The following is a 12666-nucleotide window of genomic DNA, read 5'->3' as shown; positions in this document are numbered from 1 at the left end:
CGACGATCCCGTGAAGGCGGAGCGCGAGCATTACTTTGACGCCGGCGTCGAGCAGCGGCTTCACGGTGGCTTCAAGATCGGCGTGGACGCTTATTACAAGCTCAAGCGCAACCTCCTCGACGAAGGCCAGTTCGGCTCCGCGCTGATCCTGTCCCCCTTCAATTATGCCAAGGGCTATGCATGGGGCGTCGAGCTAAGCGGCAATTACACTCATGGCCCGATTGATCTGTACGCCAACCTTGCGCGTGGCGACGAAAAGGCAAAGGCCATCATATCGAGCCAATATTTCTTCGCACCGGACGAACTTGCCTACATCCACAACCACTACATCTACACCGACCACTCGCAGAAATGGACGGCGTCGGGCGGCGGCAGCTACACGATCCACGATGGCGCCGGGACGCTCGTTCCGACGGGGGACTTCATCTATGCCTCTGGTCTGCGCACCGACGACCCGAATGGGATCGTGCCCAACGGCGGCAGCCTGCCCGGCTACTTCGTGTTCAACGCCGGGATCGCGCAGAACTTCACCGGCCCCGGCGTCCTCCACGGGGTAACCCTCCGCGCGGACGTGCTCAACCTGTTCGACAAAAGCTACCAGATTCGGAGCGGGGACGGTGTCGGCGTGGGCGCGCCGCAATGGGGCCAGCGGCGGGGCGTTTTCGCGGGCATCACGAGGAAGTTCTAGTTCAGCTGACCCGTGCATCTCCCCTCGGGAGAAATCAAAGCGCGAATATCGCCGTGAAATATTCGCCGCGGGACTGACTCCGGCCGTCCGGTCGGGAATCTGAGCGCTCAAGCCCGAATCGCGCTTTCCAGGTCTCCGGGAACGGCGGCCGCCGCAATTGGGCAGCAACGATTCAGCCGGGGAACTCACATCATGGCGACCGACGCAGGCACAATCCTTTCGCGCATCAAGGACGAGGAGATCGAGTGGATCGACCTCCGCTTCACCGATCCTAAGGGCAAGTGGCAGCACCTCACCATGGCCGCGGGCCTGATCGACGAGGACCAGCTGACCGACGGCTTCATGTTCGACGGCAGCTCGATCGCCGGCTGGAAGGCGATCAACGAATCCGACATGATTCTGAAGCCGGATCTCGACGCAACTTACGTCGATCCGTTCAGCGCGACCCCGATGCTCGTGCTCGTCTGCAATGTCGTCGAGCCGGCGACGGGCGAGCTCTACGGCCGTGACCCGCGCTCCACCGCGACCCGCGCCGAAGCCTATCTCAAGGCGAGCGGCGTCGGTGACACTGTGTTCGTCGGGCCCGAGGCCGAATTCTTCATGTTCGACGATGTCCGCTTCGAGGACGGCTATTCGGCGAGCGGCTACAAGATCGACGACATCGAGCTGCCGACCAACACGATGCGCGAGTATGATGGCGGCAACCTCGCCCACCGGCCGCGCGCCAAGGGCGGCTACTTCCCCGTCGCCCCCGTCGACAGCGCACAGGACATCCGCGCCGAGATGGTCTCGACCATGATCGAGATGGGCCTGCCGATGGACAAGCACCATCACGAGGTCGCCGCCGCCCAGCACGAGCTCGGCCTCACCTACGGCACCCTGGTCGAGACCGCCGACCGCATGCAGGTCTACAAGTACGTCGTCCACATGGTTGCCCAGGCCTATGGCAAGACCGCGACCTTCATGCCCAAGCCGATCGCCAAGGATAACGGCAGCGGCATGCACACCCACATGTCGATCTGGAAGGAGGGCAAGCCCCTCTTCGCCGGTAACGGCTATGCTGGCCTGAGCGACACCGCGCTCTATTTCATCGGCGGAGTCATCAAGCACGCGCGCGCGCTCAATGCCTTCACCAACCCGTCGACCAACAGCTACAAGCGTCTGGTCCCCGGCTTCGAAGCGCCCGTGCTGCTCGCTTACTCGTCACGCAACCGCTCGGCCTCCTGCCGGATCCCCTACGGCGCTGGCGAGAAGGCGAAGCGGGTCGAATTCCGGTTCCCGGACGCCATGGCCAACCCCTATCTCGCCTATTCGGCGATCATGATGGCCGGCCTCGACGGCATCCAGAACCGAATCCATCCGGGCGAGCCGATGGACAAGAACCTCTACGACCTGCCACCGCAGGAGCTGGTCAATGTCCCGACCGTCTGCGGCTCGCTTCGCGAGGCGCTGGTCTCGCTTGGCAACGACCGCGCCTTTCTGACCCGCGGCGACGTTTTCAGCGAGGACCAGATCGACAGCTACATCGAGCTTAAGTGGGACGAGGTGATGCGTTGGGAAACAACGCCGAGCCCGGTCGAGTTCGACATGTATTATTCCAGCTGATCGCCCTCATGCACCATTCCGTAACCCCGTTCGGCGCATAAGGCCGCGCGAGTGGGGACAGGGAGTGGGCAATGAACATTCGCGCGAAGGTTTTCGGTGACAGTTCGGGCGAGCTGAAGCTGATCAAGGCGAAGGCGCCCAAGGGGGTTCGCGCCGACGACCTGCACAGCATCCCAGTCACTCGGCAGGAAGCGCGCCGGGTCAACACCCGCGACGACGACCGCCACCGCCTGCAGCGCGAGCGGGTCGAAGTCGTCCACGACGGCCGCTCCCACGACATGGAACTGGTGAACCTGTCGGGCGGCGGTGCGATGGTTTCGGGCACCCTCGCAGTGAAGCTGTGGGATCATGTCGAGCTGCGCCTCGGCGGCGACGGGCGCATCGAATGCGCGGTGTGCTGGATCAAGGACGGCCGCCTTGGCCTCGAGTTCGCCGAGGAAACCCGCCTCGATTGCTCGCCGACCGAGCAGGCCGCCGTCCTGCGCGAAGTTGTCGCCCGAAGCTTCCCCGAGGCTGAGTTCGAGGCCGAAGACATTGTCCCCGAGGAGTCAGAAGCCGACCATGACGAGCAGCGGACCGGCCGCCGCCATCCGCTGATCTGGTCGGGTACCCTCCACCACGATTTCGAGAGCCTGCCCGTTCGCCTGCGCAACATCTCGACCACCGGCGCGATGATCGAGTGCCCGTTCGCTCTTCCGGTCGGCGCCGAGCCGTTGCTCGAGCTTGGCGACAACGTACAGATTCCGGCCAGGGTCAGCTGGGCGCTTGGCGACACGGCGGGCCTCAAGTTCGACAGCGCCTTTGACCTGTCCCGGCTCGCCCGGTCACGGCCCGACGTCGTCCAGCCTCAGTGGAAGCGGCCGAGCTATCTCAGCGGTCAGGTGACCATGGGCGCCAAGTCGGAAGCTCAGTGGGACCGAATGTCGCTGGCCGAGCTCAAGGAATCGCTGGAAGGCTTCTGGAAATACTGATCCGGCCTACCCGGCCTCGCCCCTCGCCCGATCGGCGGCGCGGCTGCCGTAGACCATGTAGAGGATCAGCCCGATCGCCTGGGCGAAGCAGAAGAACATCTGCGTCCGGTTCGGGAGGCTGATGAACAGGTAAAGACAGCCGAGGATACCGACGACCGCGACGACCGGCCCGGCAGGCGCGCGGAAGAGCCGCTTGCGGTCTGGCTCACGGCGACGGAGCACCAGCATTGCCGAGCAAACCGCGATGAAGGCGGCGAGCGTCCCGGCGTTTGCCAGCGCGGCAATCGCCGTCAGTGGGATCAGTCCGGCGAAGACGGACGTGACGACCGCGGTGAAGATGGTGATCCTGACCGGCGTGCCGCGGCTCGACACCCGGGCCAAACTGCGCGGCAGGAGACCGTCACGAGCAACGGTGAAGAAGATCCGGCTCTGGCCGTAGAAGAAGGCGAGAATCACCGTCGGAAGCGCGATCACTGCCGAGGCACCGAGCACTCGCGCGGCCCAGGTCTGCCCGATCTCCCTAAGGATCAGCGCCAGCGGCTCCGGGCTGTCGGCGAATCGGGTATAGGCGACCGCTCCGACCGCGGCGGCACCGACCGCCATGTAGATGAGGATGCACACCGCCATGGAGCCGACGATGCCGATGGCGAGATCGCGGCCTGGGTTCTTCGCCTCCTCGGCTGCAGTGGCGATCGCGTCGAACCCGTAGAAGGCGAAGAAGATGATCGCCGCGGCTGCCATCACCCCGACTTCGTGGCCGGCGGGCCCGTTCCTCGGGAAGCCGAGCGGCATGAACGGATGAAAGTGGAAGGGATCGAATACCGGTAGCGCGACGGCGACGAACATGGCCAGCGCCAGCATCTTGATCACGACCAGGATCGCGTTGAGGGTCGCGCTCTCGCGTGTTCCGGCGATGAGCAGGCCGGCGACCACGACGATGATGAAGATCGCCGGCAGGTTGACGATTCCGCCGAGTTCCGGCCCCTGGGTCAGCTGAGGCGGCAACGGCAAATGGATCGACTGCAGGAAACCCGTCGCATACCCCGACCAGCCGACCGCCACCGCGCTGACCACTAGTGTATATTCGAGGATCAGCGCGACGCCGATCATCCAGGCGATCAACTCACCGAACACCACATAGGAATAGGTATAGGCAGATCCCGACGCCGGGATCATGGTCGCGACCTCCGCATATGCGAGAGCTGCGCAGGCGCAGATCAGTCCGGCGATCGCGAACGACAGGATGACGGCTGGGCCGGCCTTGCCTGCGCCGACCCCGATCAGCGTCAGGATGCCGGTGCCGACGATCGCGCCAACCCCGAGCGCGACGAGGTGCGGCCAGGAGAGCGAGCGCTTGAGCCGATGTTCCTGCGGTAGGTCCTCCGCGGCGACGACTGTCTTCCTGCGGTTCCAGTTCTTCATGCGTCCCCCGACTTCCGGCTCGACTTCTTTTGCGGCAGTTGAAGAGAAGGCGGGTGCCGGGTCAAGAGCGGCCCTGCCTTTCCCAGGCGAGGAAGAAGCGGGCCCGTGTTGCAAAGACCGGGCGGTGCTGCTCCATTCCTTGGACCGATGACCGAGCCGCGAATTGCCCGACCCAGAATCAGCCGAGCGCTGGATCGCCTGCGATCCTGGCTTCTCGATCTTGCCGACGCCTTCGCCGCAACTCCCGAATCGCGGACGGCCGCTGTCTCCCAGAACAGTGTAGGCGTCGGGATTGTGGGATGCGGTTTCGTGGCGGATTTCTACGCTGCCAATTTCGGTCTTCACCCCGAGCTTCGGATCATCGGCTGCACCGATCTCGACGCCGAGCGCGCCGCCGCCTTCGCAGCGCGAAACGGGGGAAAGGTCTACCCCGCTCTCGACGAATTGCTGGCCGACCCATCCGTCGAAATCGTTCTCAACCTAACGAACCCGGTCAGCCATTTCGCAGTGACCAAGGCCGCCCTCGGCGCAGGCAAGCATGTCTATTCCGAAAAGCCGCTCGCGACCGATATCGCGCGTGCGCGGGAACTGGTCGCACTCGCCGCCTCCCGGAGTCTTACCCTCGCCTCGGCGCCATGCAGCGTGCTGAGCGAATCCGCTCACGCCCTGCGGTCCGCCGTCCGGCGCGGCGACATCGGCACGGTCCGCCTCGCCTATGCCGAGCTCGACGATGGTCCAATCCACCGCATGGATCCGGACGAGTGGACAAGCCCGGCCGGAACGCCTTGGCCGTGGCGCGACGAATTTATGGTCGGCTGCACCGTCGAGCACGCCAGCTATCCTTTGACCTGGCTCGTCGCAGCGTTCGGCCCCGTCTCCAGCGTGACCGCATTTTCGACGACGATCGTCACGGACAAGCATCCCGACCTGCCCGGCGATCAGTGCGGGCCCGACTTTTCGGTGGCCTCGCTCCGCTTCGCGTCGGGGCTGGTCGCGCGCCTGACCTGCAGCATCGTCGCGCCTCACGATCATTCTCTGCAGCTGATCGGCGACCACGGAGTCCTCGAGGTCGACGAATGCTGGCATTTCGGCGCGCCGCTGACCGTCCGCCGTTTCACCGCGCTGGGTCTGCGCGCCGAGACCTACCCCTGGGTCACGCGCCACGGCTGGGCACGGGGCGTCTTTGGCATCAGTAGCCGGACGTCGGACCTCAGCCCTCGCCCGACTTGGCGTCGGCGGCTTCGGCGCCACGAAATGGACTATGCGCTCGGTGTCACGGAATTGGCTGCGTCCGTTCGGGAAGGCCGCCCCTGCCGCCTCACCGCCGAACTCGCGCTCCACGTGACGGAGGTGTCGCGCGCCATCTCCGATGCGACGGAGCATGGCTGCAGCGTGGCGATCAAGTCGTCCTGCTCGGCCTTCGCGGACTGACGCCCGGACCGGCCTAATAGTCCTTGCTGATCTGGACGCTCGCGCTGGAGCGGCCGACGGTCGAAACCGTGGACAGGATCGAGAGCCAGCGGGTGATCTGATATTCGACCTGGGTCGCCGAATAGCCCTGGCCGTCGGTGACGACCTCCACGAAGAACTTGCGGGTAATGTACTTGCCGGCGCCGATTGCCGTCTTCTGGCCGGTGGCGACGTCTGCTGGGACAATGCGCAGTCGATCGAGGCCGACAGCCTTGCGGAGCGCGTTGATCGGATCGAGGCTGCCGCTTCCGCCCTGAAGCGCGGCGACAGCCGACGCGAGCTGAAGCGCCTCCGGGGCGGATAGATTGGTAATCGAGGTTCCGAAGAGGATGCGCGACAAGAGCTCGTCCTGGGGCAGTGGCGGTGAGCTGGTGAACGTGATCTCCGGCTTGAGGCCGGTGCCGGCGACGATGACGGCCGCGTCGAGCCCCTGAAGCTGAGCCTGGGCATGGATGTCGAGCTGCGGGTCGGGCGGGCTTTCCCCCTGGAAGCGAATGGTACCGCGGTCGAGCTTGAAGTTTCGGCCCGCAAAATCATAGTCGCCACGAGTCAGGGTCGCACGCCCGGTAAATCGCGGCGCGTCAGCAACGCCACCGATGTCGAGGTCGGTGTGCCAGATGCTGTTGATGCCAAGGCCGGTCACGTTGAGATTACCGCCCGCGAGCTTCAGCGCGAGCTTCCACGGATGCAGCGCCTGCGGCTCGATGATGTCCGCATCGTCGAGCCCGATCTCGCGCACATTCAGCTGCGGCACTGCGGCGGCGCTGCTTGCCCGGCCGAGCTGAAAGCGGCCCTTGTCGAGATGGAGCGTTCCGGAAATGGTCCCGCCCTGCCCGTCCGACCGGATCTTCAATGGACCAGTGACCCGGGCGGCGATGTCGTCGCGGTTGAGGAGCAGCGCCTGGCTGGCGTTGAACGACAGGTCGAGCGCGGTCTTGCCGCCCGAGAAGGTAACCGAACCGCTGCCGTTGATCGAGCCACCTCCAGAAGTCTGGCCGGTCAGCTGGGTGAAGACCAGTTGCGGTCCGGCGAAGTGCGCTTGGGCGGCGAGATTGCCGATCGCCATGCCGGTGACGGCACTTTCGAGGCGCGCATTCTGCGTCCGCAGCGAGCCTCGGATGACCGGGTTGCTCCAGCGCCCGCCGATGTCGGCGGCGACCGCGATGGGGCCGGAGAGGTCGAGAATCTCGCTTCCCGACAACCGCCAGAGCGTGTCCGCCGGGCCGACGTAGCGAAGCTGAGCGAATAGGGGTGCGTTCAGAAGCTCGGCAGCCAACGGGCCGTTGCCGATCGGAGCGAAGCGGGCCTGGGCGCGGCCGATGATCGCGCCGCCGCTTCCTGCAACCGCGCGCATGGCGGCCTTGTCGCCCTGGATGATTGCGGCGATGCCAAGGTCGATCGGCTTTGAGGCGAGGACCAGCCCGGCCCGGCTCAGGCCGCGGATCGTCAGGTTGATGCTGCCGCTGCGACTGCCACTCCAGGCATAGTCGACATGACCATTGGCGGTGCCAGTGAGGCCCATTCCCGGCAGGACAAGATCGAGCGCCTGCAGCGGCATGCTTGCAACCTGGGCGTGCACTTCGGGGTGCGAGCCGCTGCGACCCGAGAGAACGACGTTGCCTCCTGCAACGTCGAGGGTAGCCGGGGCAAGCGTCCAGCCATCGCCGGATCGCGTGAGGACCGCCGGCTGGCGAAGCACCAGCGGCTGTTTCGCGATCCGGCCGCTGCCCGCCAGGCGGATGGTGTCGGAGGAAACGTCGGCCACCATCGAGAAAGCGAAGCCGCCGCTGCCGCCCCCGCTGAACGCCGCGCGGACCTGGCCCGACCCGTTGATCAGCCTGGCGTTGGCGGTAACTCGCGCGAGGGTGAGGCCTCCCGCCTTGACTCCGCGAGCGTCGATCACTCCTTCGACTGTCGTGTCCTGCCCAAGAACGACGAATCCGTCCGCTCGGCCGCTGTGGACGGCGAGTGCGCCGGGGAAGGCGGCATCGGCGGCCGTCAGGTGCGCGTCGATGCGCTGCGCTCCATTCGCCGGCGCAAAGTCCAGCGTCCCCCCGAGCGTGCCGCCGCCAAGCGTCAACCGGCCACTAAACCCGCCCGGATAGGACGTCAGGTCACCGCTGGCATGGGCACCTCCGGCCTCAAGCGCGGCGATCGAGACCGTTGTCGGGCCGCCGGCGAGGAGGATCCGTCCATTGCTGGTGAACGGTCCCAACTTCGAGCCGCCGCTCGCCCGGTAGTCGAAGCCAGCCGGCGTCGGCGACAGCAGCAGGTGCATGCCGGTAATTCCGAGCGCATCGTTCGGACGATCGAGCAGCAGATCGATGCGCGGGTGGGCAATGTCGCCATCGAGGACCAGCTTGAGCGGCCCGTATTTCGCCTGGCGGCCGCCGGCGGCGACATGGAAGCTGCCGTCGCGTAGCCGCGCGCCGGAACCGGAAAGCCGAAGCTTCGGCGAGAAAAGCTGGAGGTTGGTAAAGCGCAGCACGCCGTCCGGACCGCGCTCCAGGTTGGTCGATAGCGACGGAAGGCCGCCTGTCAGGTCGCGGAAGACGCTGTTGTCGAGGCGGCGGACCCAGGCCTTTCCCACGCCGACCACGCGCGAGCCGCGGCCGCTGGGATCGGGGACGACCTTGAGATCAGTCAGGATGTCGACGACACCGAGGCCCGGGATCAAATAGCGGTTCATGCCGCCCGACACGAGGAGCTCGAAGCGGCCGGTCACGAGGTCGATCAGCAGCGACAGCTTGCCGTTGAGCCTGGCGCTTGTGAGTTGCAGGTTCTGCCCCTGGATAAGCTTGGGCGTAAGGGATAGCCAGCCGGCGAGGCGCGCATTCGCAAGAATCGCACCGGCGACGTCGCCAGCGCCGGTGATTGCCCGGGCCTGGAGCAAGAGTGGGACCCGCATCGGCCAGGGCGCGAGGCGTCCCCTCCCCTCCGCACGGACATCGATGAAGCCGGTCGTGTCGAACGCCACGCTCGGCGAGGTCAGGCGATAGGAATAATCGGCGGTGCCGAAGGGGCCGTCGAGGGTCGCCAGCAGGCGAACGTCCCGGCCTCTCATATTATCGAAGAGCGCTTCCGGCTTCAGCAGGTCGACGCCGATCCGGACGTGTCGGAAGCGGCTCGACGCAAGGTCGATCGCGCCGCGCGCGATGGTCCGAAGCGCCGACGAGGTCAGCACCAACTCGCCATCGACAGCGCGGTCGGCGAAGGTGGCCGATCCCTTCACGACCACTGCGGGTCCGGTGAGGCGCATCAGCCTGCCGGTGAAGAATGGCGACGGCTGCACCTGGCCGGCAAGCCGGTAAACACCTCTGTCGAGACCAAGTGCAAGCCGCGCCGCCGGGCGTCCGGCCAAGTCCAATGCCGCAGTCCCGCGCCAGCGTGTCCAGCTTCCTTTGCCGCCGATCGCCAGATTGATTGCCCGGTTCGAGCCGACGAGTGCTGGAAGCACGCCATTCGCCGGCGATATCGCCCGCGCTGCAAGGTCGAAGCGGTCGCGGTCGGGCTCTGCATCGAGGTGGAAGGCAAGGTGGTCGCCGCCCCCGTCCAGCGATGCAGCGAGATCCGCGACGGCGCGCCCCTTGGCAATATCGGCCTTGCCGGTCACGCGCCCGCGCCAGGACCGGCCCGCGACACTGGGCGCGACCTCGAGATGGCGGATCGCCAACTCGCCGATATGGATATCGAAGCCGGGCAGGATTGGCCCCGGCTTGAGCGACGGGCGCAGCTTCGGCAGGCGGATCAGCGTCACCTTGTCGGCCGTCACGCTGTCGATGTGCAGCTTATTCGCGAGCCACGCGCCGGGCGTCCAGTCGAGATCGATTTCGGGCGACGTCAGGAAGGTCCCGCGAGTATCGGACACCGCGACGTTCTTGAGCTGCGACTTGCCGAAGATCGAACCGTCGATGCGGCCGATCCTGACCTTCAGACCCGAGGCGGTCTCGAACGCCGCAATCCGGTCGATGATGAAGCGGTGGCCGGGCGCCGTGTCGAGGAGAATGAGCGTCCCCGCGAAGACGATGACCAGCGCGATGAACAGGACCAGCAACTCGTCGAGCAGGCGCCGCGGCCAGTCGGACCGCCGGCGGACCGGCGGTGGCGGCGGCGCCTCGGCTGCGATCGCGCTGTCCGGCACCGCCTAGAAAGCCTGGCCGAGCGAGACGGTGACCGCGACCGGTCCGTCGCCCTTCTGGCGGTTGAGAGGCACGCCGACGTCGATCCTGATCGGCCCAAAGCTTGAATAATAACGGGCGCCGAGTCCGACGGCGAAGCGCAGATCGTCAGGATCGGGGAGCATGCCGGTGCTGAGCGCGCCGCCGTCGAGGAACGGCACGATCCCGAAATTGCCGCCGAACGCCTTCAGCCGGATGCGCGCTTCGAGCGCGAACTCGGCAAGGCCGCGGCCGCCGATCGGATCGCCGTCCATATCCTTGGGACCGAGCTGCTGGTAGCCGTAGCCGCGCACCGACCCGCCGCCGCCAGCGTAGAATCGCCGCGACGGCGCAATGTCGTAAACCCCCGCGCCGAGAATCGTCCCAAGCCGGATTCGGCCCGCCGCGACGATCCCGTCGGCGACCGGCCGATAGGCGCTCGCGTCGATTTGCGAGCGCGCATAGACGAGTTGGCCGCTATGGGCCGAAACCTCGGGGCTGACATGCGCGCTCAGTCGAAATCCACGGGTCGGGTCGAGCAGGCTGTCGCTGCCGTCATAACCAAGGCTCAGCGGCGCCGCGGCGATCAGGAAGGTACGGGTGTCCTTCTGGCTGGAGGAATCAAACACGCCGCGTTCATCGGTCGCAAGGACAGTGGCGCCGTACGTCCAGGTCCATTTTTTCTGCCAGATGAAGTTGCTCTGCCGCTCGATGTCGGCCGACAACATGACCGTTCGCGCTTCATAAGCGTCGAATTTCTGGTGCGAAGCGAGCGCCTGGAGATCGAGCACCTGGTCGCGGCGGCCGAAGTTGCTTCGCCGCAGTTCGATCGCGGCGAGCTGTTCGGAGGTGCCGAGGACGCCGCGAAGGGTCAGCGCGCCTTCGGGATTGAAGAAGTTGCGGGCCTGCCAGCTGCCTTCGATGCTCGCCCCTCGTCCGGTGTCGTAGCCGATTGCGCCGGCGATGGTGTGGCTCGGGGCGGGCTGCAGGCGCACGTCGAGATCGACCGTCCGGCCGCCGTCCACGGGCACCACCCGGATGTCGGCAACGGCGACCAAAGTGGTGGCGATCAGGGCTTGGCGGAGGTCCTCGATCTTCGTTCGGTCGAAACGCTGGCCTGGGCGGAAACGGGCAATGGTCCATATGTGCCTTGCACCGAAGGGTGGTCGGCCGCTGACCCGGATGGACCCGAAGCGGGCGATTGGGCCCGGCGTCACCGGCAGGGTCAGGCTGGCAAGATGCGTTCGGTGATCGACTGCGATGTCCTGTTGGCCGACCGCTGCCGAGGCAAAGCCTTCCCGCCCGAGCGCGCTCTGCAGGGCGAGGCCGCCGGCAATGACATCGGCCGCAATGACCGGATCGCCGGCCCGAATCGCGAAGGTGTCGCGCAGCCGGGCTGCATCCGGGCCGGCCGCGTCCAGCCCCGGAAGATCAACGGATGCAAACTTGTACTGCTCGCCAGGCGTCGCCTCGAGCAGCACCTGAACGGTGCCGACCGCTAGGCGGGTCTGCGGCTCGACGTCGGCATCGTAATAGCCTTGGCTTCGAAGCAACTGCTCGAGCAGGTCGGCATCGGCGCGGGATCGGCGATCGATCTGTGCGGCGTTGGCCGAATCCTTGCGGTCGGCCTCAAGCGCGGAGCCGCGTCGGAAGGCCGCGAGGATGTCATCAGCCGAGCCGACGGTCTCCAGGCCCTCGATAGTCAGAGTGTAGCGGCGGGCGGACGTGCTGTCGGACGCAGAGTCGCTTGAAGACGTCGTGGCGGAAGCGGCCGGGCTTGTCTTGAGGTCAGGCCAGCCGACGCCAAGATCGGGCATTGGATCGAGCGGCGCGGAGGGATCGAGGTCGGGGGACGGAGGGGGCGGCTGGCTCTGCGCGAGCGCCGGCGAGGCAAGAATGAGCCCCAGCGCAGCCGCGCACAGCAGCCGCGCGGACTCCCGCGCTCGATCCCACCCGCTCATCGGGACCGAGCCTTAGACAGCGCTTGTGAACGGCGCCAGTATGAACGGGTACGCCAAACAGCGCGAAATTGAGGCGATGTCGCTGAAATCCGGCGCTTTAGTGGACGGTCCCGCGCACTTGCCAATTGCTGAGCGACGCGATGAGCCGCTGGATCTGGCGCCAATGGCAGAAGCGCACGACATTGCCGTCGTCGCGCGATCGTTCGGCCCGGCTGGCCGCTTCGCTCGCCGCGTCTTCGCCATAAAGCTGCATCAAGTCGGACGCGTCGGCCAATGCCGAGCGGCCGTGAATGAACGGGATCTCCATGAGGCGCCCACTAGCCGCGGAGCGGTTGCAGGACTGAGCACAACCGTCGTCAATACCGCGTTGACCATCATTCCCTGACGCTCTT

Annotated in this window: 7 protein-coding genes and 1 pseudogene; 4 read left to right on the top strand and 4 right to left on the bottom strand. The window is 66.2% G+C overall.

The window, feature by feature from the left end; translation table 11 throughout:
* From JOZ79_RS05435 to JOZ79_RS05425, 3 genes and pseudogenes are all read left to right on the top strand, one after another.
* Positions 1-688 (top strand): annotated as a pseudogene (locus JOZ79_RS05435) (TonB-dependent receptor); the annotation flags it as partial.
* Positions 689-880: 192 nt separating this feature from the next.
* Entirely contained in the window at positions 881-2293 is a 1413-nt protein-coding gene (glnA, locus tag JOZ79_RS05430) for a type I glutamate--ammonia ligase (protein WP_294071698.1), read from the top strand.
* Positions 2294-2364: 71 nt separating this feature from the next.
* On the top strand, positions 2365-3264 hold the full coding sequence (locus JOZ79_RS05425) for a PilZ domain-containing protein (RefSeq protein WP_294071695.1): 900 nt from the start codon (positions 2365-2367) through the stop codon (positions 3262-3264).
* A gap of 6 nt (positions 3265-3270) precedes the next feature.
* Here the strand turns inward: JOZ79_RS05425 and JOZ79_RS05420 are convergent, their stop codons facing one another.
* Positions 3271-4686 (bottom strand): amino acid permease, encoded by a 1416-nt coding sequence (locus JOZ79_RS05420; RefSeq protein WP_294071692.1) that lies wholly within the window; start codon positions 4684-4686, stop codon positions 3271-3273.
* A 147-nt stretch (positions 4687-4833) separates the two neighbouring features.
* Here JOZ79_RS05420 and JOZ79_RS05415 point away from each other — a divergent pair, with 147 nt between their 5' ends.
* Complete coding sequence (locus tag JOZ79_RS05415) at positions 4834-6117, top strand: Gfo/Idh/MocA family oxidoreductase (RefSeq protein WP_294071689.1); 1284 nt, start codon at positions 4834-4836, stop codon at positions 6115-6117.
* A gap of 13 nt (positions 6118-6130) precedes the next feature.
* Here the strand turns inward: JOZ79_RS05415 and JOZ79_RS05410 are convergent, their stop codons facing one another.
* The 3 genes from JOZ79_RS05410 to JOZ79_RS05400 form a co-directional block, all read right to left on the bottom strand.
* Complete coding sequence (locus JOZ79_RS05410; RefSeq protein WP_294071686.1) at positions 6131-10297, bottom strand: translocation/assembly module TamB; 4167 nt, start codon at positions 10295-10297, stop codon at positions 6131-6133.
* A 3-nt stretch (positions 10298-10300) separates the two neighbouring features.
* Positions 10301-12274 (bottom strand): BamA/TamA family outer membrane protein, encoded by a 1974-nt coding sequence (locus JOZ79_RS05405; RefSeq protein ID WP_294071683.1) that lies wholly within the window; start codon positions 12272-12274, stop codon positions 10301-10303.
* Positions 12275-12371: 97 nt separating this feature from the next.
* Positions 12372-12581, bottom strand: a complete 210-nt coding sequence (locus JOZ79_RS05400) for a hypothetical protein (RefSeq protein ID WP_294071680.1) — start codon at positions 12579-12581, stop codon at positions 12372-12374.
* Positions 12582-12666 lie beyond the last annotated feature (85 nt).

Source organism: Sphingomonas sp., assembly GCF_019242355.1.
Taxonomy (GTDB): Bacteria; Pseudomonadota; Alphaproteobacteria; order Sphingomonadales; family Sphingomonadaceae; genus Sphingomicrobium.
The sequence above is the reverse complement of the archived record's forward strand: the minus strand, read 5'-3'. Positions and strand labels throughout refer to the sequence as shown.